At 73.0% G+C, this 23,151-nt stretch carries 19 protein-coding genes and 2 pseudogenes; 9 read left to right on the forward strand and 12 right to left on the reverse strand.

All coding sequences use genetic code 11. The annotated features are described in order from the left end of the window. The first annotated feature begins 101 nt into the window (after positions 1–101). Positions 102–1,331, forward strand: coding sequence for an NAD(P)/FAD-dependent oxidoreductase (locus tag ACZ4Z3_RS22590; RefSeq protein ID WP_468502676.1), 1,230 nt, complete (start codon positions 102–104; stop codon positions 1,329–1,331). Between the two features lie 302 nt (positions 1,332–1,633). On the opposite strand, the gene ACZ4Z3_RS22595 is transcribed toward ACZ4Z3_RS22590, so the two are convergent. The 6 genes from ACZ4Z3_RS22595 to ACZ4Z3_RS22620 all read right to left on the reverse strand — a co-directional run bounded on the left by ACZ4Z3_RS22595 (position 1,634) and on the right by ACZ4Z3_RS22620 (position 6,150). Next, a complete protein-coding gene (locus ACZ4Z3_RS22595) occupies positions 1,634–1,930 on the reverse strand; it encodes an SCO5918 family protein (RefSeq protein WP_468502677.1) in 297 nt (98 codons plus the stop codon). Positions 1,931–1,973: 43 nt separating this feature from the next. Further along, positions 1,974–3,707 carry a DEAD/DEAH box helicase gene (locus ACZ4Z3_RS22600; protein ID WP_468502678.1) on the reverse strand — a complete coding sequence of 578 codons (1,734 nt, stop codon included), beginning with the start codon at positions 3,705–3,707 and terminating at the stop codon, positions 1,974–1,976. Between the two features lie 151 nt (positions 3,708–3,858). Further along, entirely contained in the window at positions 3,859–4,062 is a 204-nt protein-coding gene (locus tag ACZ4Z3_RS22605; protein WP_007383480.1) for a cold-shock protein, read from the reverse strand. A 231-nt stretch (positions 4,063–4,293) separates the two neighbouring features. After that, the gene (locus ACZ4Z3_RS22610; protein ID WP_468502679.1) at positions 4,294–4,632 is read right to left on the reverse strand and encodes a MerR family transcriptional regulator; all 339 of its coding nucleotides are present in this window, start codon (positions 4,630–4,632) and stop codon (positions 4,294–4,296) included. A gap of 328 nt (positions 4,633–4,960) precedes the next feature. Beyond that, on the reverse strand, positions 4,961–5,314 hold the full coding sequence (locus ACZ4Z3_RS22615) for a hypothetical protein (protein ID WP_468502680.1): 354 nt from the start codon (positions 5,312–5,314) through the stop codon (positions 4,961–4,963). A gap of 143 nt (positions 5,315–5,457) precedes the next feature. Next, entirely contained in the window at positions 5,458–6,150 is a 693-nt protein-coding gene (locus tag ACZ4Z3_RS22620; protein WP_468502681.1) for a DUF4232 domain-containing protein, read from the reverse strand. A gap of 244 nt (positions 6,151–6,394) precedes the next feature. On the opposite strand from ACZ4Z3_RS22620, the gene ACZ4Z3_RS22625 reads away from it, so the two are divergent. The 5 genes and pseudogenes from ACZ4Z3_RS22625 to ACZ4Z3_RS22645 form a co-directional block, all read left to right on the forward strand. Further along, positions 6,395–7,111 carry a polysaccharide deacetylase family protein gene (locus tag ACZ4Z3_RS22625; protein ID WP_468502682.1) on the forward strand — a complete coding sequence of 239 codons (717 nt, stop codon included), beginning with the start codon at positions 6,395–6,397 and terminating at the stop codon, positions 7,109–7,111. A 280-nt stretch (positions 7,112–7,391) separates the two neighbouring features. Then, a complete protein-coding gene (locus ACZ4Z3_RS22630) occupies positions 7,392–8,096 on the forward strand; it encodes an RNA polymerase sigma factor (protein WP_468502683.1) in 705 nt (234 codons plus the stop codon). Beyond that, positions 8,093–9,205 carry a CU044_5270 family protein gene (locus ACZ4Z3_RS22635; protein WP_468502684.1) on the forward strand — a complete coding sequence of 371 codons (1,113 nt, stop codon included), beginning with the start codon at positions 8,093–8,095 and terminating at the stop codon, positions 9,203–9,205. The genes ACZ4Z3_RS22630 and ACZ4Z3_RS22635 overlap by 4 nt, the downstream gene beginning before the upstream one ends. A 427-nt stretch (positions 9,206–9,632) precedes the next feature. Further along, positions 9,633–10,679, forward strand: a complete 1,047-nt coding sequence (locus tag ACZ4Z3_RS22640) for a hypothetical protein (protein ID WP_468502685.1) — start codon at positions 9,633–9,635, stop codon at positions 10,677–10,679. Between the two features lie 288 nt (positions 10,680–10,967). Beyond that, positions 10,968–11,441, forward strand: a pseudogene (locus ACZ4Z3_RS22645) (MarR family winged helix-turn-helix transcriptional regulator); the annotation flags it as partial. Between the two features lie 335 nt (positions 11,442–11,776). Here the strand turns inward: ACZ4Z3_RS22645 and ACZ4Z3_RS22650 are convergent. The 3 genes from ACZ4Z3_RS22650 to ACZ4Z3_RS22660 all read right to left on the reverse strand — a co-directional run bounded on the left by ACZ4Z3_RS22650 (position 11,777) and on the right by ACZ4Z3_RS22660 (position 13,993). Beyond that, the gene (locus tag ACZ4Z3_RS22650; protein WP_468502686.1) at positions 11,777–12,220 is read right to left on the reverse strand and encodes an ATP-binding protein; all 444 of its coding nucleotides are present in this window, start codon (positions 12,218–12,220) and stop codon (positions 11,777–11,779) included. A 70-nt stretch (positions 12,221–12,290) separates the two neighbouring features. Next, positions 12,291–12,644 carry a hypothetical protein gene (locus tag ACZ4Z3_RS22655; RefSeq protein WP_468502687.1) on the reverse strand — a complete coding sequence of 118 codons (354 nt, stop codon included), beginning with the start codon at positions 12,642–12,644 and terminating at the stop codon, positions 12,291–12,293. Positions 12,645–12,817: 173 nt separating this feature from the next. Beyond that, positions 12,818–13,993, reverse strand: a complete 1,176-nt coding sequence (locus ACZ4Z3_RS22660; RefSeq protein WP_468502688.1) for a PP2C family protein-serine/threonine phosphatase — start codon at positions 13,991–13,993, stop codon at positions 12,818–12,820. A 202-nt stretch (positions 13,994–14,195) separates the two neighbouring features. On the opposite strand from ACZ4Z3_RS22660, the gene ACZ4Z3_RS22665 reads away from it, so the two are divergent. Then, the gene (locus ACZ4Z3_RS22665; protein WP_468502689.1) at positions 14,196–14,630 is read left to right on the forward strand and encodes a MarR family winged helix-turn-helix transcriptional regulator; all 435 of its coding nucleotides are present in this window, start codon (positions 14,196–14,198) and stop codon (positions 14,628–14,630) included. 319 nt (positions 14,631–14,949) lie between these two features. On the opposite strand, the gene ACZ4Z3_RS22670 is transcribed toward ACZ4Z3_RS22665, so the two are convergent. Together ACZ4Z3_RS22670 and ACZ4Z3_RS22675 are read right to left on the reverse strand one after the other, a co-directional pair. Then, positions 14,950–18,063, reverse strand: coding sequence for an FG-GAP-like repeat-containing protein (locus tag ACZ4Z3_RS22670; protein WP_468502690.1), 3,114 nt, complete (start codon positions 18,061–18,063; stop codon positions 14,950–14,952). Positions 18,064–18,285: 222 nt separating this feature from the next. Continuing rightward, positions 18,286–18,507: pseudogene (locus tag ACZ4Z3_RS22675) on the reverse strand (flavoprotein); the annotation flags it as partial. Positions 18,508–18,568: 61 nt separating this feature from the next. On the opposite strand from ACZ4Z3_RS22675, the gene ACZ4Z3_RS22680 reads away from it, so the two are divergent. Together ACZ4Z3_RS22680 and ACZ4Z3_RS22685 are read left to right on the forward strand one after the other, a co-directional pair. Continuing rightward, positions 18,569–18,946 carry an ArsR/SmtB family transcription factor gene (locus ACZ4Z3_RS22680; protein WP_468502691.1) on the forward strand — a complete coding sequence of 126 codons (378 nt, stop codon included), beginning with the start codon at positions 18,569–18,571 and terminating at the stop codon, positions 18,944–18,946. A 153-nt stretch (positions 18,947–19,099) separates the two neighbouring features. Then, positions 19,100–20,413, forward strand: coding sequence for a DUF418 domain-containing protein (locus tag ACZ4Z3_RS22685; RefSeq protein WP_468502692.1), 1,314 nt, complete (start codon positions 19,100–19,102; stop codon positions 20,411–20,413). A 40-nt stretch (positions 20,414–20,453) separates the two neighbouring features. On the opposite strand, the gene ACZ4Z3_RS22690 is transcribed toward ACZ4Z3_RS22685, so the two are convergent. Further along, a complete protein-coding gene (locus ACZ4Z3_RS22690) occupies positions 20,454–23,108 on the reverse strand; it encodes an RICIN domain-containing protein (protein WP_468502693.1) in 2,655 nt (884 codons plus the stop codon). Positions 23,109–23,151 lie beyond the last annotated feature (43 nt).

The following is a 23,151-nucleotide window of genomic DNA, read 5'->3' on the forward strand; positions in this document are numbered from 1 at the left end:
TGGTTCACATCCACTTCCTGTCAGGAATCCGCGGGCTGCCCGGTTCAAGGGGCGTGACCGAGCAAGGCAGAGCGTCGGAACCGCGCAGACAGGAGCAGGACATGCAGCACCGCATCATCGTTCTCGGAGCCGGCTACACCGGAGCCATCGCCGCCGGGCGCCTCGCCAAGCGGCTGCACCGCGACGACGTCGCCATCACCCTCGTCAACGCCGAGCCCGACTTCGTCGAACGCGTCCGCCTGCACCAACTGGCGGCCGGCCAGGACCTCAAGCCCCGTCCGTTCGACGAGATCTTCGCCGGCACCGGCGTGGAGCTGAAGCTCGGCGAGGTCGCCGGTGTCGACGCGGACCGCAGGACGGTCTCCGTCGTCGACGCGCACGGCGCCGGAACGCGCGAACTGGAGTACGACACCCTCGTCTACGCCCTCGGCAGCGGCTGGAACCCGCAGGGCGTCCCCGGCACCGCCGAGCACGCCCACGAGCTCTCCAGCCGGGCCGGGGCGCTCCGGCTGCGCGAGCGTCTGGCCGGGCTGGACGCCGGACAGCCCGTGGTCGTCGTCGGCGGTGGACTCACCGGACTGGAGGCGGTGACCGAGATCGCCGAGAGCCGCCCCGACCTGGACGTCGCCCTCGTGGCCCGCGGCGGCTTCGGCGACTGGCTCTCCGACAAGGGCCGGGCCCATCTGCGGAAGGTCTTCGGCAGGCTCGGCATCACGGTGCACGAGCACGCCGCCGTCACCGCCGTCGAGGCCGACCGCGTCCTGACCGACGGCGCGTCCGTCCCGGCCGCGGTCACCGTGTGGGCGACCGGCTTCGCCGTCCACCCGATCGCGGAGGCCACCACGCTGGAGGTGTCGGACACGGGCCAGATCGTCGTCGACGCGACCATGCGCTCGGTGTCGCACCCCGAGGTGTACGCCATCGGCGACGCGGCCCTGGCGATGGGCCCCGGCGACAAGCCGCTGCGGATGTCGTGCGCCTCGGGCGTCCCCACCGCCTGGCAGGCCGCCGAGGCCATCGCGGCCCGCCTGACCGGCGCCGAGCCGCCGAAGATCCCGCTCCGCTACTTCCAGCAGTGCGTCTCGCTCGGCCGCAAGGAGGGCCTGATCCAGTTCGTCACCGCCGACGACCAGACCCTCCCCAAGGCCCTCACCGGCCGCCTCGCCGCCCTCTACAAGGAGATCATCTGCAAGGGCGCGGCCTGGGGCGTCGCCCACCCGACGATCGGCAGCATGCCGACCCGCCGCCGCCGGACGGTGCACCAGCCGACCCGAACCGTCCGGCTCGACGCGGCGGTGCGGACGGAACTCCCGGCCGAGGCGACGGCCTGAGCCGTACGACGCGGCCGCCCCCGCAAGCCACGGCCCACCCCCCACGGCAGACCCGCCCGGACGACGGCCCGGGCCCTCGACGAGCGGGCCCCTCTCGGCCACGAGCCACACCGACCGCGAGGGGCAGCACGGCGTCGCACCGCGCGCACGTGAACACCTCCACGGGCCCCTCCCCCTGTTCGCCCGCAGGAGTACGGGACGTCCGGCGTCCACGGGGCCAGCGGTTTCCGTCGCGCGGGGCGCGGCGCGTGGGCCCGGTCAGCGGGCGGGCCGTCACCCGCCGACGGGGCCGGCGGGGCGGGTCACCAGCCCGTCGCGCTCTCGTCCGTGAGCGCGCTCCAGGCCGGGGCGGCGGGCGCGGGCGGAGCGGCGTCGTGGCAGGCGAAGCCGAGCCGGGTCAGTGCCCGGCGCATCTCACCGGTGGTGAAGTCGCGCCGGTTCTGCCTGGTGATCACTTCCCCGACCTGCATCACCGGGTAGACACGGCTGTTGATGGTCACGGCCACGCCGACCACCGGTTCGGGGGCGATGCCGTTCAACGACTGCTCGACCTCGCTCTTGGTCAGGTCGAAGGGGAATCGGGCGATGACACAGCGCATGGATGCCTCCACAGGGATAGGGGGTGCAACACCGGCGGGGCCGCTACGAGTCGCTCCCGGACGCGGGGCGCCGACCGCGCCCGGCGCCCCGCCCGCCACGGCTCCGACTCGTTCCGTCGCGGCCGCTGCCGCTCCGACCGCTCGCTTCTCGGCCGCTCCCGCTGCGGCCGCTTCCGTCTCGGCCGCCGCCGCTCCGGCCGCTTCCGTTGCCCCCGCCGTTGCCGGGCCCGGTGCCCGTGTCGGGGCGGGTGCCCCCGCCGGTGGCGGGGCTGGTCGCCGTGCGTTCGGTTCTGCCGCGTCCGCCGTTCCGCCGGGTGCGGCCGGGCGTGCCTTTACGGCCGCTCGGCGCGGCGGCCGGTGCCGGGACGGTGAGGGTGAGGGTGACGGGCACGCCGGACGGGGTGCGGGCTCCGGTGATGCGGTGCAGTTCGGGCTCGCCGGGGCGGACCCGCGAGGAGTTCGGCGTGATGCCGGCGTCGGCCATCAGCCGGTCCATCTCGCGGCGCTGGTGCGGCAGGACGAGGGTGACGACGGTGCCCGACTCGCCGGCGCGTGCGGTACGGCCGCCGCGGTGCAGATAGTCCTTGTGGTCGCCCGGCGGGTCGACGTTCACGACGAGGTCGAGGTCGTCGACATGGATGCCGCGGGCGGCGACGTTCGTGGCCACCAGCACCATGACCTGGCCGTCCTTGAACCCGGCGAGCGTCCGGTTGCGCTGCGGCTGTGACTTGCCGCCGTGCAGTGCCGAGGCGCGTACCCCGACGGAGAGCAGATGCTTGGCCAGCCGGTCGGCGGCCCGCTTGGTGTCCAGGAACATGATGACCCGCCCGTCGCGCGCGGCGATCTCGGTGGCGGTGGCGTGCTTGTCGTCGTCCTGGACGTGGAGCAGATGGTGCTCCATGGTGCTGACGGCGCCCGCGGACGGGTCGACCGAGTGGACCACGGGATCGTGCAGGTAGCGGCGTACCAGGAGGTCGATGTTGCGGTCCAGGGTGGCCGAGAACAGCAGCCGCTGGCCGTCGGCGTCGACCTGGTCGAGCAGCGCGGTGACCTGCGGCATGAAGCCCATGTCGGCCATCTGGTCGGCCTCGTCGAGGACGGTGACCGTGACCTGGTCGAGTTGGCAGTCGCCGCGTTCTATGAGGTCCTTGAGGCGGCCGGGCGTGGCGATGACGACCTCGGCGCCGCCCCGCAGCGCGCTCGCCTGGCGGCCGATGGACATGCCGCCCACGACGGTGGCGAGCCGCAGCCGCAGCGCGCGGGCGTAGGGGGTGAGCGCGTCGGTGACCTGCTGGGCCAGTTCCCGGGTGGGGACGAGGACCAGGGCGAGCGGCTGCCGGGGCTCGGCCCGCCGCCCGTTCAGCCGGGCCAGGACGGCGAGGCCGAAGGCGAGTGTCTTGCCCGAGCCCGTACGGCCCCGGCCGAGCACGTCCCGGCCGGCCAGCGCGTTCGGCAGGGTGGCCGCCTGGATCGGGAACGGCGTGCTGACGCCTTCGGCGCCGAGCGCGGTCAGCAGGCGTGCCGGCAGGTCGAGTTCGGTGAAGGAGTCGACCGCGGGCAGCGGCTCGGTGAGGGTGACCGGCAGGGTGAACTCCTGCGGTCGGGCGGCGGAGCGCGCTCCCGCGCCGCTCCTGCGCGTGCCGGCGGGGCGGGACTGCTTCCGGCCCCCGTCCTGCGCGCGGAAGCGGCCGCCGCGGCTGCCGCCGGCGGATCGGTTGGTGTCGGTCTCCGTGCGGAGGCGGCCGGAGCCGCCATGACCCCGACGGGTGCGGTTCATGAAGGAACCCTCCTCGATGCGGCGTATCGAGGAATTCCGTCCGACGGCAGGGGCCGCGCGAGGATTCGCAAGAATGAGCCGAAGAAAATGCGAAAAGGCCCGCACCCCAAGAGTGCGGGCCTCAGTCGTTCAGTTCGCGTCAGCGTCAGCGTCAGGCGGGAACGATGTTCTCGGCCTGGGGGCCCTTCTGGCCCTGCGTGACGTCGAAGGTAACCTTCTGGCCTTCCTGAAGCTCGCGGAAGCCGCTGGTGGCGATGTTCGAGTAGTGGGCGAACACGTCAGCGCCGCCGCCGTCCTGCTCGATGAAGCCGAAGCCCTTTTCCGCGTTGAACCACTTCACGGTGCCAGATGCCATATTGAATCTCCCTTGGGGGGCAGTGCCGGATCCGCACTTTACGGATCCGAGTCGCCGCGATGATCACCCCTCCGGAAAGATCCGGAAAGCTCTGCAAAGAAACAAATCTCTGGCAACCAAAACTGCAACTGCTATCACGCTAACACAGGCAGGACCGCGGCCTCCTGTGGGTTTTCGGCGGCGTGCGGGAATTCTCGACCCGCCGTGCCCGGTAATTCTGTAACGGCGGGACTAGGTATCCGCGTCGTGGTCGCCCAGCCTCCGGCGCATGTCCCGGTTGTGACGGAGGGCCGCGTCGAGCTGGTCCTCCAGGGAGATGATGCGGCAGGCGGCCTCGATGGGGGTGCCCTGGTCGACGAGTTCGCGGGCGCGGGCGGCGACGCGCAGTTGGCGGCGGGAGTAGCGGCGGTGACCGCCCTCCGAACGGAGCGGGGTGATCAGCTCGGCCTCGCCGAGGGCGCGGAGGAAGGCCGGGGTGGTGCCGAGAACGTCGGCGGCCCGCCCCATGGTGTAGGCGGGGTAGTCGTCGTCGTCGAGATTCCCGGCGGCGCGGGCGTTCTCAGCGGGCATGGCACCTTCGTTCCGGGGACGCGGGGAGTGGCCCCTGACGCGGGCCCGGGGCGACGGCGCGGCACCCGTTGCTCCGCGCGCGATCCGGCACCGGGATCCTCCACCGGCTGCCTCCTGCGACAACCCTAGCCCCGGCGGCCCCGCAGATGTGTCCTCGCGACGACAGACTTTCACCGCGATGCGGCGCGTCACCCTCCGCCACCACCCGAGACGCACGACACCTCGGACGGACCAGTCACCCGCCGTGCGGCACCCGCCCGCCGGTCGAGTACTCGCCCGGTTCCAGCACCCGCCGACGCGGCTACGCGCCAGTCAGCGCCCCGGGCGGCTACCCGCCGGGCGCGGGCCGCGCGGCCCGCGTGCAGCAGGGCTCGTCGATGTGGGTGCGCTCGCCCTGGGAGCGGCTGCTGTACAGCCACGGTGCCGCCTCGTGCGCGGAGCCGGTGGTGAGGCGGGTGTCGACGGTCAGATGGAGCAGCGTGCCGCCCCCGTCGGCGCCCGTGGGGTAGCTGCGGGGCTCGTCGCAGGGGAACACCCGGCGCAGGACGCGGGCGACCCGCTGGGCCGTGGCGGGGTCCGCCGCGGCGACCCGCACCTCGGCGAACCCGGCACCCATGTGCGGGGCCCACCGGACCTCGGGGGTGCTGTCGACGTCATCGACGCGGCCGTCCCGGATACGCATGGGCGCCACCGCCCTCCACTACCGCCCCCCTGGCCAGTACATCCACGGTACCTCCGAGCCCCTCACCCGACGGAGACCCCCACAACCCCGTCCGCCCACTCCCCTGGCCCGCCGCTGTCATCGTCAGGCGGCGGGCGGCGGGGTCAGTACGTCAGGGCGTCCTCGGCTGTGCCGTAGAAGCTGGTCACCTGGCTGTCGTTGACCGTGACGGGGCCGCCGTCGATCGGGACGGTGGTGGGGCTCTCCGCGGCGGTGAGGGCGATCTCCACCTTGTCGGCGCTCTTGCCGCCCGGCGTGTCGGCGCGGGAGAACAGGATCCCGGCGTACGCCTTCTCGCCGGCGTTCAGGATCCAGTCCTCGCCCGCGGGGCCCATGTGCTCGGCGGCGCCGTCGAGCCCCGGGATCGTGATGACCAGTTCGCCGGCCGGCAGCAGACAGGGATCGCCGCTGTTGTTCGTGGCGGTCAGCAGCGCGTGGTTGACCGGCTTGGAGGCGACCGTGACCTTGTAGCTCAGGTCGGTCGTCTCGCACATGCCGACACCGCCGTCCTGGTCGTCCGTGGCGGGCCCCGACGCCCCGGAGGTGCCGCCGCTCCCGGAGGAGCCCCCGCTGCCGCCGGGGGCGTCCGTGGCGGGCTTGTCGGCGTCCTTGTCCCCGCCGGTGTCCTTGCCCGCCTCCTTGCCCTTGTCCTTGCCCGGCGCGGACGGGCTCGCCGTCGCGCTCGGGGCGGCCGCGTCCTGCTCGGCGTCCCCCTTGCACGCGGTCAGGGCAAGGACCCCCAGCGAGAGCGCGGCGAGTACGGCGGTGGTGCGGCGTGCGCGAACTGCGTGAACCATCGGAAGCCCCCCGAGAGTCGGAACGTTCCGGCGATGGTGCCCCATGGCGGACATGTTTCCGCCCCCGCGTACCGAGCGAGGGCCGTCCTCGAACAGGTCTGTGACAGTGTGACAGCGCCGATGGCCGGAAACCGCGCCCTCTTTGGCCCGGCACACACCACATTCAGCCGTAATCGCACACTCGTACATCCAGGCCCCCGTCGGGCTGGTCCTAAAGGGCAACTCGCTGCCCTTGGAGGACCCGATGCACCGACGCCTCGTCACCTCTGCCCTCACCGCCGCCGTATGCGGCACCACGCTGGCCGGCACCGCCACGACCGCCTCCGCCGCCCCTCAGGACGTCGACTGCCGCAAGGTGAAGTGCGTCGCGCTCACCTTCGACGACGGCCCCGTGACCGACACCCGGCGCCTGCTGAACATACTGAAGGAGCGGGACGTCAGAGCCACCTTCTACGTCGTCGGCAGGAACGCCCAGAAGTACCCGGCGACGGTGCGCAACGCCTCGCTCGCCGGCCACCAGATAGGCAACCACAGCTGGGACCACGCGAATCTGACGAAGCTGAGCGCCGCGAAGGTCAGGTCGCAGTTCTCCCGCGCCGACGCGGCGATCAAGCAGGCCACCGGCAAGAAGCCCACCACCGTCCGCGCGCCCTACGGCGCCCACAACGCGACCGTCCGCAGCGCCGCCGCCCGGCCGCTGGTGCACTGGAGCGTCGACACCCTCGACTGGAAGTACCGCGACACCGCCCGGCTGATCAGGACCGTCAACGCGGAGACCCGGCCCGGCGACATCGTCCTCATGCACGACATCCACCGGACGACGGTCGACGCCGTCCCGGGCATCATCGCGGCCCTCAAGGCGCGCGGCTTCCACTTCGTCACCGTCGACCAGCTGTTCGCCCCGACCAAGCTGTCCGTCGGCAAGGTCACGTACCACAACCGCGCCGCCTACCGCCCCTGACCCGAAGTCCCCTTCCTTCGGGCCGCGTCGTCGGGTGACGCGGCCCGAAGGTGCCACCGGTGCGCCCGCCCCGGCAGCGGGCGTTCCACCCCTGTGCGATGCTGCGCGCGCGGCGTCGAGTCCGACGGACGCCGGTCGGAGACCGAGAGGCGCGAGACGCGGCGGAGTCGGACGGACGCCGGGCGCGGTCGAGGGCCGCGGACACCGGACGGTCGAGTGTGACGCGGGTCACGGGAAGTCGGTGTGGGGTGCCGGACAGCTCCTTGAGGTGAGCACTCATATGCGTACCCGGGTACGGGCCGGGGATCCGAGCGCGTTCGCCGAGCTCTTCGACGCCTACGCCCGCGCGGTCTACAACCATGCCTTCCGGCTGACCGCCGACTGGTCCACGGCCGAGGACGTGATGGCCGCGACGTTCATGGAGGCGTGGCGGCTGCGCGACAAGGTGGACGAGGAGGGCGGTTCGCTGCGGCCCTGGCTGCTGGGCATCGCCACCAACACCGCGCGCAACCAGTACCGGAGCAACCGACGTTACCGGGCGGCGGCCCAGGCCGCGGCAGCGGCCGAACTCTCCGTCCCCGACCACGCCGAGGAGGTGGCCGACCGGCTCGACGGCCGTCAGCGCCTCGCGACGGCGCTCACCGCCCTCGCGAAGCTGCGCCGCCCCGAGCGGGAGGTCATCGCGCTCTGCCTGGGGGAGGGCCTGGACTACGAGGCCGCGGCGGAGGCACTCGGCATCCCCGTCGGCACGGTCGCCTCCCGCCTCTCCAGGGCCCGCAGAAAGCTGCGCAAGCTCGCCGAGGCGAGCGAGGGGGGACAGCAACAGGCAATCGACGCGAGCCAGTTGGGCGGTGCCCGAGCACGGGCGGCGCTCGCGGGAAATCTTCGAGAAAGTCTCGTGAAACGGGAAGGCGGCCGGCCGGGCCGACAGACAAGAGGCGATCACGCAAACGCGATCCGGCCCGCACAGGAAGGAAACCGATGAACGCGAACACGTCCCGGCAGAACGCCGCCACGTGGGAAGAGGGCGCCCAGCTCTTCGACCGGACGACGCGCGACCTGCCGCCGGGCCGTCACCAGTTCCACAAGGAGCGCATGATGGCCCAGATTCACGAGACGCGGCAGTCCGAGCACACGGGCGACGACAGAGGGGCGCAGGGGACGGCCCCGGCGAGGACCCGCCGGTTCAGGCTCCCGCGTCCGGCGATCGCCCTGCCCGCGCTGGCCGCCACGGTGGCCGTGGCGATCGGCGCCGTCGTGGTGACCTCCGGCGGCGAGGCCCGGCAGGGAGGCCTCGCCACCGGACCGGCCCTCACCACGACCGTCGGCGTGGCGAGCGCCGAGGGCGTGCCGCAGCTGCTCGACGAGATCGCGCTGGCGGCGGCGGACGGCAAGCACCCGGTGGCCGGACCCGGCCAGTACGTCTACATCGAGTCCAAGGTCGCCGAGACCTTCGTGCGGACCGTCGACGGCAAGAGCAGCCTGGCCAGCCACGCGCTGCACACCCGCCAGGTGTGGAAGTCCCCCGACGGCACCAAGGGCTGGCTGATCGACCCCGCCGTGAACGACAGCCCCGAGGGCGAGACCCTGAGCCTCCCCGACGAGCAGGGCAACACGCCGCAGGCGAACCTGAACAGCCCGTCGTACGACTACCTGGCGAAGCTGACCACGGACCCCGACAAGCTGCTGGCCAAGATCTACAAGGAGACCGAGGGGCAGGGCAACACCCCCGACCAGCAGGCGTTCACCACCATCGGTGATCTGCTCCGCCAGAGCTACCCGCCGGGGGAGCTGTACCCGGCCCTGTTCAAGACCGCCGCGAAGATCCCCGGGGTCGTCGTGGTCGACGACGCGGTGGACGCGGCGGGGCGGCACGGCGTGGCGGTGGCCCGCCTCGACGAGACCAGCGGGCAGCGCGAGGAGTGGATCTTCGACAAGAAGACCCACGTCTTCCTCGGCGACCGCACGGTCCAGGTGAAGGGGACGAGCGGGGATGACGGTCTCATCAAGCCCGGCACGGTCGTCACCACCAGCGCCATCGTGAAGCGCGCCATCGTCGACGGCATCAAGGAGACGCCGTCCCAGGCCGGCTGACGCGGGAGAGGGGCAGGCCTGTTGAGGTCCGTCGGTCCGGTCGGTTCGGTCGGTCCGACCACCCCGGACCGCACCGGACCGCACCGGCACCGGATCGGACGGCACGGGACCGGACAGCACCGCATCAGACGGTGTCGGACCTCATCGGGGCCCGCCCGGCGGCCCAGTTCGGCCCTCCGCCGCCGGGCCGCCGCGCCGCCGCGCCGCCGCGCCGCCGCGTGGCCGGGCGCCCCGGCGGGCCCCTTCGGCCTCTCCGCCGCGCCGCCGTACTCACCCCGAGCCACCGGGGCCGCCGGGCGATGGGGTCCGGCGGTCCCCCGGGGCGGGGCGGGCTCTCGTGACGTCGTCCGGACCGGACTGTGACGTGGTGCTCGCCCCGATGTGTGAGGCTGGCCGTGCCGGCCGAACGAATCAGTACGGGGGATGCGTGAGCGAGGTTCTGTACAGCGAGCGGTCGTGGAATCCGCTGGCGCGGACCGTGGAGTTGACCGAGGACCTGCTGCGGAGGGGAGGCAGGGCCACACCGCTGACCGAGCTGAACCTCGGTGCCATGGCGGAGGCGTACCACCGTGGGTACTGGCTCGGGGGCGGCGGCAGCGAACGCCCACTGGCGCGGCTCGCGGAGGGGCCGGGCGTCGTCCCGGTGACCCGCGTCACCGGCACCACCGCGCCCGTGCGCGTGCGGCAGGCCGCCGAGTTCGCCCGAGCGCTGGGGGAGTTGGCGCTGCGTCGGTGCGGTGGGCCCGGTCAGGTGGCCGCCCTGGGGGAGCGGGCGCGGGCCGAGGGCGTACCGCTGTGGATCGCCCGGCGGGTCGCGCCGGGGCCCGCCGGACCCGTCCTCGTCGCCGTGGACCGGCGCCTGGTGCGGGTGGACGTCCGGGGGCCGCACGCTCCCGTCGTACGGATCCGCGCCCCGTACGGTTACCGGCCCGACGGGGCCGACGCGTCGAAGGGCCTGCGGCTGACGGTCGGTGATGTCACGGCCGCGCCCGCGCTGGAGAAGAAGCTGCGCAAGTCGAGGAGTTCGGTGACGGTGCGGCTGGCCGGGCGGCGGTGGGAGCTGCGGCGCGAGGACGCGATGAGCTCGTGGCTGCTGTGCGACGGGCGGCGCGTCGCCCTGCTGTCGCGCCCTCCGCGCCGACCCGTGCCGGCGCCGGACACGGTACTGCTGCCGCTGTCCCCGGTGCGCTACGAGAGCCGGGACCCGCTGGACGCCGTGATGGCGCAGGCGTTCGCCGTCGCCTTCGGACTCGGGGACACGACGGGTCTCGCCCGGTTCCGGCCGACCCGGCGCCCGGCGGACGACCGTGAGCCCCTCGCCCTGGACGTGGACTGGGACCGCCCGTGGTTCAGCAACCTCGGTACGGGCGGCGACGACAACGAGTCCGGAGGCGGAGACGGCTGGGGCTCGGACGGCGGCGACGGCGGCGGAGGGGACGGCGGTGGCGACGGCGGTGGTGGGGGCGGCGACTGAGGCGGGCGGTGCCGTGGGGCGGCTTCGGCGACTTGTGCCGGGCTGCCACGTGCGCCCCGTGGCACGCCGAGTCGCCTGCCTCTGTGCCGGCCGGCCGCAAAGTCGGTGCGGCTCGGTCTCCTTGCCCCGTACGGCACGCCCGCCGAGCCCCGTACGGCTCGCCCTCCTCGCCCTGTGCGGCTGTCGCTCCGCCCCGGATCCGCTGGCTTGCCCGGCGGCTGTTCGGGTACCGCGTTCTCATGAGGGTGGTATCCGTATGGTCAGGCGATTGCTGAAAGCGATGGGTTCGTGACTCGTCTCAGCGGCTTCGGGGACGACGGGGCGAGGGGAGCGGGCGATGCTCTGCCCCTCGCGCTGCGGATCGCCGATGCCGTGGACAGCCTGGCGCATCTGTGGGCCACCGCGGGTCAGGGGGCGAGTCTGCGTCTGTCGCCCCATCAGTTGCGGGCGCTGCGGATCCTGGAGTCAGGACCGGGGCTCAACCTCACCGCTCTCGCCGAGGGGATGGAGATAGGGCTGCCGACCGCCAGCCGTCTCTGCGACCGCCTTGAGGCGGCGGGCCTCGTGGAGCGCGGGTTGCATCCGCACCGGCGGCGCGAGGTCCAGCTGAACCTCACGGGACATGGCCGCCAGGTCCTGGAAGAGGTGGCGTCGAACCGCTCCCAAGCCCTGGCCACGGTCCTGGCGGCCATGCACCCCACGGAACGGGAAGCTCTGGGCCGAGGAATGCGAGCGTTCCTCACGGCCCGGGAGGACACCGCGGGCAACGGGGGCCTGATCGGGGCCGGCTCGGACGGCGCGGGTGGGGAGAGGCGCGCCCCGGAGGGCATCGGCCCAGGAGGGGGTGGACTCGGGGGCGTGGATGCGAAGGGGGTCGGCCCCGGCGGGGGCGGGCCGGGCGGACCTGGCCCGGACGGTGTGGGCCCAGGTACGGGTGGACCTGACGGCGTGGGTGGGGGTGGAGCCGACGGCCACGGCTGCGGCTCGTACGCCGTGGGCCCGGACACCGATGGCCCCCGGAGTTGACCGCGTCGCACCTGGCGTGCCGACCGCCTGACCCTTCGGGCCGCTCCGGCTTTTCCAGCACCGCCCTCCGCTTACGCCGACCCCGACCGCGGCGCCGGTACCTCCGGGAGCCACTCGGTCACCGTGACCGTCGTGCCGGTGTCGGGGTGGCTGTCCACCGTGAAGTCCTCGACGAGGCGTCTGGCGCCGCCGAGGCCCATGCCCAGTCCGCCGCCGGTGGTGTACCCGTCGCTCATGGCCAGGTCGATGTCGCGGATGCCCTGACCGGTGTCGACGAAGGACAGCCGCAGCCCGCGTCGACCGCGGTCGTCCAGCGTGGTGATCTCGGCGTGACCCCCGCCCCCGTGGACGAGCGTGTTCCGGGCGAGTTCGCTGGCCGCCGTCACCAGCTTCGTCTGCTGGACCAGCCCGAATCCCACCTCGGCGGCGGAGTGGCGCACCTGTTGGCGCACCCAGGCCAGATCGGCGTCCGAGGCGATGGGCAGACGCGTGGTCGAGTCGTTCGGGGCATGCATCACGTGCCCCCTTCCCGGCGGACGGGCAGGACCGCCGACGGGACGGCGGTGGATCCGGCGGGGGAGCCGGTCACCGCGGGCTCGCTCCGACGACGGCGTGGGAGGGGGCGAGGGCATGCGCGGTCTCCGGCAGCCGCCGGCGTGGCAGTGTGACCGTTTCCCGGCCGCAGCCGCAGCCCCGGTCGCAGCCGCAGACGGCAGTGGCGCCGACCTCGGCCCCAGCCCCGGCCCCGGTCGCCGTCCCCGCGTCCTCCGCCGCGGGCACCCGCACGTCGCCCTCCGCCACAGGCGCCCCCGCGTCCACCCCCGGTGCGAGCGTCCCCACGTCAGGAGTCCGGCGTACCGTCGCGTCGGCCGTCGCGTCCGCCGTCGGGAACCGGCTCGGCCCCCGCGTCACCGCGGCGGTCGTTTCGCTCTCCGTCACGTGCGTTTCTCCCTGCCGCGAGCCCCGCGGCCGACCGGAAGGCAAGCCATCAGGCAATTATTGCCGCATAGCAACAGTAGCGCGGGGTCCGAGGGCCGGACAACGCATGTGTGCCCCAGGGAGGTTGTTCCCACGGCCCGCCCTGTCCCGCCCTGTTCCGCTCCGCCCGTCGGTCATTCGGCCTCGGTCGGAGGCCTCCCGCGCCAGTCCAGGCAGACGACGAGCGCGTCGTCGTCCGCCATGGCCTCGCCGCGGTAGCCGGTCAGCTCCCGCAGGATCGCGCGCGGCACCTCGGCCGCGGGCAGCAGCCGCGTGGAGTGGATGGCCCGCGCGAGGGCCGTGTCCCCGTACGCCTCCCCCTTCGGCGAGGCCACCCCGTGGACGCCGTCGCTGACGAAGACGAGCCGGTCGCCGGGCTCGACGTGGAAGTCCTGGGCCACGTAGTCGGTCTCCTCGAACATGCCGAGGGGCAGCTGCGCGTCGAACGAGACGCGCTCCACCGTGCCGTTGCGCAGCCGCAGCAGCTGGGGCGAGCCCGCGTCCACGACGCTCGCGTGGCCCGTGACCAGGTCGAAGTCGAACATCAGGACGGACAGGTAGCAGCGGCCCCGGTAGTGGGCGTAGACGGCCTGGTCGGCCAGGGCGGCCTGGTCGGCGATGGAGATGCCGGCCCGCCGGGCGTTGCGCAGGGCGTTGATGGCCAGGTTCGTCAGCAGCGACGCCTCTATGCCCTCGCCCATGCCGTTGGTGACGTACAGCGTCAGCCGGTCGGCGGTGGCGGACCAGTCGAAGTTGTCGCCGAAGATGGCGTAGGCGGGCTCCAGCTGGGCGCCCAGGTCGTACTCGGGGCGGGAGCAGGAGCGGCCGGGCAGCAGCTGCCACTGCATCTCGGCGGCCAGGGTGAGCCGGTCCTTGCGGCGCGTCTGGAGATAGAGGTCGGTGTCCCGTTCGGCGACGAGCACCTCGTGTCCGAGGACGTCGGCGATCTCGGCGAGTTCGGACTCCCATTCCCGCGCGGCGGTGTCGGGCAGGGTGACGGACAGGACGCCGAGCCGGTCGCCGCGCACGCTGACCGGCAGGTGGAGGCGCGTCCGCCCGCCGGGCCGCTCCTCGTGGTACGGCTTCTGCGAACCGAAGGCCCGGCCGACCGTGGCGTTGTGCACCGGCACCGGCTCCAGGGTGTGCGGCAGGACCGACACGGGCTGGAGCACGGTCAGGCTGTAGTCGGCCATGAACAGCTCGATCTCCTCCGCCCCGTACTGCTCGGCCAGTACGGAACGCGTGGCGTCGAGCAACGCGTGGGGAGCCGCGGTGCGCAGCGCGCGCTCGGCGGCCAGGAATCTCTTCATGACGGGCGATACACCAATCTTTCTCCGCGGGATGCGTGCCTGCGCTGTGCGGCCGGGTCCGGACGGGTCGTGCCGGGCGCTCGGGGCATCCACGCCGTGTGCGCGCCGAGGTCCCTAGTACGCTGACAGTCAGCCCAGCGCCTGCGAGAGTGTGACCGTGACTGCCTTCCGCCGCCGCCCAGAGCCTGACGAGGTCGCGCGTGTGACCACGACGGCCGTCGAGCTGCTGGAAGTCGTGTGGGGCCGTGCCTCCACCGCGCCCACCTCAGCGTCCCAGCTGCGTGTCCTGCACATACTCGAGCACCAGGACGGCATCAACCTGCGCACCCTGGCGGAGACGCTGGCCTCGACGCCGCCGTCCACGAGCCGGCTGTGCGACCGGCTGCACGCGGCGGGGTTCATCGAGCGGGTGGTGAGCGCGGAGGACAGGCGAGAGGTGCGGCTGCACCTCAGCAGCCGGGGCCGCGCCTTCCTCGCCGACCTGCGCACCCGCAGGGAGCGGGAGCTGCGGAAGGTGCTGGCGGACATGCCCGCAGCCAAGCGGACCGCCCTGCTGGAGGGGCTGGAGTCCTTCTGCGCCACCGCTGCCACGCAGATCCACGACGAGGCCCCGGACTCCGGCAGCCGGACCGCCTGAGCGGTCCCGAGCGGCGTCGGCGGCACCGTCGTCCGACCGCGACGGCGACCCGCGCACGGAGCGGTCTCCGTCCACCGGAGCATCCCATGTCCTTCCCCGTGCCCATCGACACGGTTACTTTGTTGTCTCACGGCTATTATTGTCAAACGACAACAGTTGGTCACCGTCATCGCCTGCACGCGTACGGATACCCCGTGAAGGACGTGTTCTTCAGTGCCTGTGGGCCATGTCTCCCGAAAGAGGGACGAACGGCCGGGGCCGGCGGTGGACGGAGAACGCTCCGTCACCGCCGGCCCCGGCCGTCGTCCGCCCGCTCCGCCTAGGAGAGGGACTTGTAGCCGCTCCAGCCGGTGGCGATCCGGGTCCGGGGTCCGAACGAGCCCTTGCCGTCGCCGCTGTTGCGCCACAGGTCGCCGCTGGTGTCGCGGGCGACCAGGTCCGGGCGGCCGTCGTCCGTGAGGTCGCCGACACCGACGATCGCGTTGTACGAGCCGCCCCAGTTCGACAGCACCTTGACTCGGGCCGCGAACGTGCCGTCGCCCTTGCCGTCGTAGCGGTACAGGTCGTTCGACGCGTCCTGGGCCAGGAGGTCCGCCCTGCCGTCGCCGGTGAGGTCGCCGGCGCCGACGATCTTCTTGTAGCCCTTCCAGTTGTCGTAGAGCTTCACGCGGGAGGCGAGCTTGCCGTCACTGGTGCCCTTCATGAGGTAGACGGCTCCGGTGGAGGAGTTCCTCGCGATCAGGTCCGGACGGCCGTCGCCGCTCGCGTCGCCGGGCGACGTCAGGACGTCGTACTGCGTCCAACCGCTGGTCGCGAGGGTCGTGTACGACGTCGATGGCTTGACCGCCGCCCCGCAGCCCGGCTTGTACAGCCGCAGCGCGCCGCTGCTGTAGCGCACGAGGACGTCGTTGCAGCGGTCGCCGCTCAGGTCGCCGAAGGGGACGGCCTTGACGGTCGTCGGCCAGCCGGTGCCCGTGTACTTGTCACCGAGCCTGCCCGTGCCGGTGCCGCTGTGGAAGGTCAGCCCGCCCGAGGAGTTGAGAGTGAGCAGGTCGCCGCGGCCGTCGGGGCCCTCGGGGCTGACGAAGTCGCGGCGCACGGCGGCCCCGCGCTGGAGGAAGCCCTCGCCGGCGTTCACCGTGACCGCCGCGGCCGTGCCGAGGCCGGTCGCCCGCAGGGTCCAGGTGAAGTGGCCGTTGGGGAAGTGGGCCCCGCTCGCGGTCCTGCCGTCCCAGGTGGCCGTCACCCGGCCCGGGGTCGCGCCGCCGGTCAGGGTGCGGGTGGCCGTGCCGTTCGCGCCGCTCTGCACCGAGGTGAAGGTGAGCGACCAGGAGGTGACCGGACGGGACAGCACCCACTGGCCCTCGAAGGGCATCCCGGGGCCGACATAGCTGCCGGCCGACGTCTCGAAGGCCGTCACCGGGGACGGGGCGATGCCCGTGGTGGTGACGTGGGTGCGCTCGTAGTCGTCGAACCAGGCGACCAGCCCCGTGTACTCGTCGACCGTCCACCGGTAGCGGCGGTCCGCGCTCAGGTGCTGGTCGGCCAGGTCCGAGGCGATGGTGCGGGTGGTGCCGGTGGCCGCCTCGGTGAGGACCAGCGTCCCGGCGCCGTGGTCGTGGCGGACGGTGAAGCCGTCGCCGAGGAGCACATCGCCCGGCGTCACCGCCTTCGATGTCCCGGCCCCGGTGTCGTACACACCCGCCGATTCCGTCCCGCAGGCCCAGTACACCCAGCGTCCCGCCGCCTGGAGTTCGCTCGGCACGCAGGCCAGGCCCGGCACGGTCACCGTGGTGAGCGACTTCTCCAACGGGATGCTGTACGAGGTGAGCCTGCCCGCGGTGGTGGTGGCGCTCCAGAGGGTGGAGCCGTTCAGGGCCGCGGCGCGCACGGACCGCTTCAGCTTCTGGCCCTGGCCGAACTCGCCGACGTACTGCTGCGGGGTGGCGCCGCCGGAGTCGAACACGGCGTAGTCGTCGGAGACGTCGACGATCCGGCCGCCCTGCCCGCCGAAGTCCAGGTAGTGGCCGCCGATCTCCACCAGCCGGTCGTCGCCGAGGGCCTCGCCCTCGTCGGTGCCGCCGTTCGAGTCGAGGTACACGTCGCGGGCGTCGAGGTTCCCCCACAGCGCCGAGCAGGTGACGCCCTCGTAGGGGCAGAGGGCGGAGCGGACCGGGCCGCTGGCCGTGGCCTCGGACGCCGTCAGCGTGGCCGAGTTGTCGGTGGTGAGGGTGCGCACGGACGTGGTGTCCGCGACGGCGGCCGGGTCGTCCTCGACGACGCGCAGGCTGCCGCGGCTGAGCGCGATGCCCGTCTTGGTGTTCTCCAGCGCGGGGGCCTGCCGGACCTTCGTCACCTCCAGGGAGCCGTCGCCGGTCTGGCTCACCCGCCGCACCCACCAGTCGTTGGCGTCGGTGCCGCCGGAGACCAGCGCGCTCCGGTCGCGGGCCGCCAGCGTGTACGCGCCGGCGCTCGCCAGCACGGTCTGCTGTACCGAGGGGTCGTCCACGTCGACGGCGACCAGCCGGGAGCCGAGCGCGTCGGAGGCCAGCGGCAGCAGCAGCCAGTGGCCGACCAGGACCGGGGCGCCGTCGAGTGCGCCCGGGTGGGAGGGCAGCGTGACGACCCGCTCGGCGGCGGAGAGGTCGGCGCGCGACTTCAGGTGCAGTACGGCGGTGTCCTGGTCGTACCAGCCGACGTGGTCCTCGCTCATCACATGGTGATCGGCGGCGGTCGTGTCGGTGAACGCGTGGGCGTTCACGGCCGACTCGACGTCGATGTAGTCGACGGCGCCGCCGCGTGTCCACAGCACGCCCTCGGAGTCCGCGGCCACGACCTCCTTGTCCTGGAGGTTCGTCGGCTCGCCGGTCACCTTGCGCACCCGCTTGGTGCCGTCGACGACGTCGATCAGGGCGCGGCCGGTGACGACCGTGTCCCCGGCCATGCCCCGGTAGTAGCCGTCGGTGGTGGAGCCGTTCCAGCTCAGGCTCCGGGTGGTGCGGGTGGCCGGGTCCCAGAGGGTGACGGTCGACACGGACGTCATCGAGGCCGGCCCGAGCGCGACCACGTCGCTGTCCGACCCGAACCACGCGGGCCGGCACTCGGCGGTGAGGGAGCAGGTCGAGACGGGCACGTAGACGCTGCCGTCGGCCCTCTCGACGGTGACGGTCCGGCCCGTCGCGTAGTCCGTCCACAGCATCCCCGTCCGGCCGGTCTGCCGGTGCAGGAAGCCGCTGTCCCCGGCCACGTACGGGCGGTCGGTGCGCGGTGTGGTGGTGCTCGGGTCGACCAGGGTGATCGCGGTGGTGTCGCCGTCGGTCGCTTGCGCGGAGCCGCCGCCCGTCGTCAGGGCGACGGCGGACGCGGCCACGAGGACCGCCAACGAGGTGACGGCGGCGGCCGGTCCGCCCCGTCCCGGGGCGTGTCTGCCCACGTAGGTTCCCTCCCCCGCGAGGGCCCACGCCCTCGCACAAATGGCCGGATCCTATCCCGGCGGGCGGCCGTGGTGTGCAGCAGCCGCCGGACGCGGTGCTCGGGGCGGCGCCGATTCCGGAGTGTGGTGGGGGCCCGCAGCAGCCTCCGCCGTCGTCGGACGGAGGCGTCGATGACGGCACGGGCGGTGCGCCTCACGGCCGTCGGCGGACCGGACGTGCACGGTGAACGGCTGCGGGGGGACCCAGCCGGTCGGGGAGAGCAGCTTCTCGGCGGCCGGGTCGACGACCTCGCCCCAGGGGGACGACAGCCGGACGTGCGCCCACTCCCGCGGCGCTGCCCGCGGCGGACCGGCCTCCAGGACCAGGGGTTCCAGGTCGCGTGCGACGTGTGGGCGGCGGCGGTCAGGCCGACGGGTCCGGCCGCCGACGACCACGACGGGCAGTCGGTCGTCGGTGAGCGCGCGGTCTGTGGCCCGTTGATTCGACGTGTGTCAACATAGACGCATGTCGAACACCGAGGTGCTGCCGTTGCTTGAGCCCGCTCCCGGCGAGGGCGTGGTGCCCTGCTGCCCGCCGCTCGCCGAGCGCCCGTTCACCGCGGAGGAGGCCGAGACGGCCGCGCGGATGTTCAAGGCCCTCGGCGATCCCGTGCGCCTGCGGCTGTTCTCCGCGGTGGCCTCCCACGAGGGCGGCGAGGCGTGCGTGTGCGACATCTCCGACGTGGGCGTCTCGCAGCCGACCGTCTCCCACCACCTGAAGAAGCTCAAGGAGGCCGGTCTGCTCACCTCCGAGCGGCGCGGCACCTGGGTGTACTACCGGGTCGAGCCCTCGGTGCTCGCCGCGATGGGCCGCCTGCTGACCGGGGCCGCGCCGACGGTCTGAGGCCGCGCCGACGGTCCGAGGCCGCCTCCCCTCGCCCTTGTTCCGCGGGTCCGGGCCCCGCCGACCGGCGGGGTGAGTGGGGCCGGTCGGCGGGGCAACTCCCGTGAAGCAACGGATGGTTGGCCGCTCCCGAGCCTCGGCAACGTTGTCCCGGTGACCGAGATCGACAGCGCCGCGAAGGCGCCCCTACGAGACTTGCCCGCACCCGACGCGGCGGGGGAGACCGCCGGAAGGGCCGGGGCCGCCGCGCCGGACGACGCCGCCCCGCCCCCGGCGGGTGCCGCGACGGCGCGACTGGTCGCGGTGGACCTCGCCCGCGCCCTCGCCGTGTTCGGCATGTTCGCCGTGCACGTCGGCCCCTTCCCCGACCCCGACGGAGGGGTCGGCGACTGGTTCCTGGGGCTGGCGAGCGGCCGGGCGTCGGCCCTGTTCGCCACCCTCGCCGGGTTCTCGCTGATGCTGATCGCCGGCCGCCTGGAGCCCAAGACCGGCCTGGCGGGCCGCCGGGCGAGGGCCCGCATCGTCATCCGGGCGGTGATCCTGCTGGTGGTGGGCACCGCGCTGGCGATGACCAACTTCGGCGGCGCCGGCATCCTCAACTTCTACGCCGTGTACTTCCTGCTGGCCCTGCCCCTGCTGCGGCTGCGGGCCAGGACCCTCGCGATCATCGCGGTCGCTCTCGCGTTCGTCACACCGCAGCTCGCGTACGCCCTCCGCGCGCTGCTCACCGAGTCGATGGTGACCACCATCGACGGGTACGACCCGATCGCCCGGCTCTCCGGGGTGGGCGTGCTCGACTTCCTCCTCACCGGCCTCTACCCGGCGATCACCTGGATGACGTTCGTCGTCACCGGTATGGCGCTGGGCCGGCTGGACCTGTCCTCCGGCACGGTGCGGCGGCGGCTGGCCGTGGTCGGTCCCGCGCTGATCGCGTTCGGCTACGGCGTCTCCTGGCTGGTGCTCCGGCTGACCGGCGGCGACAAGGAGATCGCGGCCACGATGCCCGACATGAAGGACTTCGAGGCCCTGAAGGACGCCGGCGCCTCGGCGGGCGCCTTCGACATGCCGGTCGGCAGCGGGCTGTGGGGCCCCGAGGCCTGGGGGCTGCTGGCGGCCGAGCCGCACACCGGGTCCACGTTCGACCTCATCGGCAGCCTGGGCATCGCGATCACGGTGCTGCTGTGCCTGACGGTGGCGCTGGACCGGCTGCCGGTGCTGCGCCGGATGGCGGCGCCGGTCATCGCCGTCGGCACCATGTCCCTGACCCTCTACGTGGGCCACATCCTGGTGATCCTCGCCCTGCCCGGCGAGTCGGCCACCCCGCCGCAGTCCGCCTCGGCCGGACTGCTGCTCGCGTTCGTCCTCGGCGCCACCCTGTTCGCGGCGACCTGGTCCCGCTTCTTCCGCCGTGGCCCGCTGGAACACCTGCTCAACAACGCCACCCGACTGGCGAACCGGGTCCGTTGACCCGCGGGCGCGTCCCCCGGGCGTCGGGGACGGGGTGGGATCAGGACGGGTCGCCGTACTGCAGACCCCGTCCGTTGGTGCCGACGTAGACCCGGCCAAAGGTGTCGGGGTCGCCGGTGACGACGCCGACGCCGCCGATCGCGCCCCACTGGTGGGCGTCGTCGTTGACGCGGAGCCACGTGGCGCCCTTGTCGGTGGAGCGGAAGACTCCGCTGACGTCCTTGACCGTACCGATCAGGTACAGCGCCTGGTAGCCGGTGCCCGGCTTGGCCTTTCCGAAGCCGAGGGCGGACGCGGACTGCACCGACTTGAGCGTGGTGAAGGTGCGGCCGCCGTCGGTGGAGTGCAACAGCCCCTTGCCGCCGCCGGCGATCCAGAGGTCCCCCGCGATGCCGGGAACGGCCGTGAGCCGGCCGGAGGGCAGGCCCCCGGCGCGGGCGGAGAAGGTGGCGCCGCCGTCGGTGCTGGCGTACAGCGTGCCGCCGGACAGCGAGTAGAACGTCGTCGCCGAGGAGCGGTCGGCGACGACCACGGCGCCGTTGCCCAGGCCGCCGACCCTCGACCAGCTCGCCCCGTTGTCGGTCGAGCGGTACGGGGCCTCACCGGCCTCGGTCCAGACGATGGCGGAGCCGTCCGCCGCGAGCGCGATGTGACCGTCCTGGGCCGAGGCCACCGGCTCCGCCTTGAAGCCCTTCCAGCTGACGCCGCCGTCGGTGGAGTACGCGCCGTCCTGCGCGCCGCCACGGCCGACGCGGACCATCATCGAGGGCTTCGACTGGGCGAAGTCGATGTCGGTGCTGTTGCTCATCAGCGGGTTGTCCAGCCGCCCGGAGGGCACCTTGGTCAGGGAGTCGTGCCGGAAGCCGCCCTGGTCGCCCATGGCGGTGATGACGGCGGCGCCGCCCGGAGGGGCGATCGCGTCCATCAGCGCGGTCTCCTCCAGTCCTCGGGCGCCCATGCTCCAGTGGCTGGTGCCGCCGCTGTCGGAGGCGTTGGCGTCCTTGCTGCGCAGGATGCCGTTGCCGGTGCCGTACAGGACGTGCCCGGAGTCGAAGGGGTCGATGGCCAGGGCGGTCATCCAGTGCCCGGTGTGGGTGCCGACGTAAGGGGCGGCGGAGGCGCTGCGCTTCGACTTGTCGGCCAGTGCCTTCCAGTTCGCGCCGCCGTCGGTGCTCCGGTAGATCTCGTCCTCGGGCCACCAGCGGCCGAGGGTGGTGACCATCACCGTGGACGGCTTGCGCGGGTCGACGGCCAGACCGGAGAACCCGTAAGAGCCCTGGGAGGGGGAGATGTTCTTCCACGCCCCGGTGGCCGGCGCGTACTTCCACACCGAGCCCCCGGTCACGCCGTTGGGTCCGAGGGCGTTGGTGTACGTCAGGTACAGCGAGCCGTCACCGGAGAGCACGCCGTGCTGCGGCAACTGGCCCGTGGGCTGCCCGGACACGGCCTGCCAGCTGGCGCCGCCGTCGGTGGAGCGGTACAGGGAGGTGGACTTGTCGTTGACGCCGACGTAGATCGTTTTGCTGCCGGCCTTGCCGTACGTCACGAAGGAGATGCCGGCGCCGGTGCCCGCCCCGTCCTTGACCGGGAACGAGGAGACCTGCTTCCAGGTCGCGCCGTGGTCGGTGCTGCGCCACAGGCCGTTCTTCCGGGTGCCCAGCAGCAGGTTGCCGTTGTCCGCGGGGTCGACCACCAGCCGTTCGCCCGCGCCGCGGCCGTCCTCGTTGCCGCCCAGCTTGAAGGGCAGCTCCGTGCGCTTGAAGGTGCGGCCCCGGTCGGTGGAGCGCAGGATCGCGCCGTTGCCCGCCCAGTCGTTGGTGTAGGTGCCCGTCCCGAGGTAGAGCCGGTCGGGGTCGACGGGGTCGGTGGCCAGCGAGTCGATGCCCAGCAGGTTCCAGTCCTTCTCGCCGAGCCAGTCGGTCAGCGGGATCCACTGCTCGGCCCCGGTGTCCCAGCGGTAGGCGCCACCCATGTCGGTGCGCGCGTACAGCAGGCCCTTCTCCTTCTGGTTGAACACCAGACCGGTGACGTAACCGCCGCCCACCACCTGGGCGTTCTTCCACACATACGGCCCGGTCTTGGCCGTGACCTGTGTGTCGCCGGTTCCGGACGCCCCGGTCCCGCCCACCTTCACCAGCTTCCACTGCTGGTTGGTGCCGCCCCTGCCGGGATACTGGATGACCGCCGCGCCCTGGGCCGTGGAGCCCCCGGAGACGTCGAGGACGTGGCCGCTCCTGCGGGACGTGAGGGTCACGGCGCCGGACGACCCGCTCACGTCGTCGACCCGCCACTCCTGGGAGGTCGCGGAGCTGTCGGTCTGCTGCTCGGTGGCGGCGGACTTCGCGGTGGAGTTGCCTGCGACCCCCAGCACCTTGCCGCTGTTGCGGTTCACCAGCTCGTAGTAGCCGCCCCCGGCGGGCTTCAGCCGCCACTGCTGGTTGGCGGTGTTCTGGTCGGTCCACTGCTGGATGCGGGTGCCGTCGGCGGTGGAGAAGCCGTTGACGTCGAGCACCTTGCCGCTGCGCACGGACACGAGCTTGTAGAAGGCGTCGCCGTCGATCGTCGCGGCCTGCGAGTCCTCCTGGGTGAACAGGAGGTACGGCACGACGGCGAGGGGCGCGCCGAGCAGTACGGCGGTGGCGGTCCAGCGACGGCGGTGGCGCCCGCGGCGCCCGCCGTGCGTGGGGTTCTTCATGGGGAGGCGTTCTCCTTGCGAGCCGTTCACGTAAGAAGGCGGA

Source organism: Streptomyces sp. NPDC030296 (genome assembly GCF_055572815.1).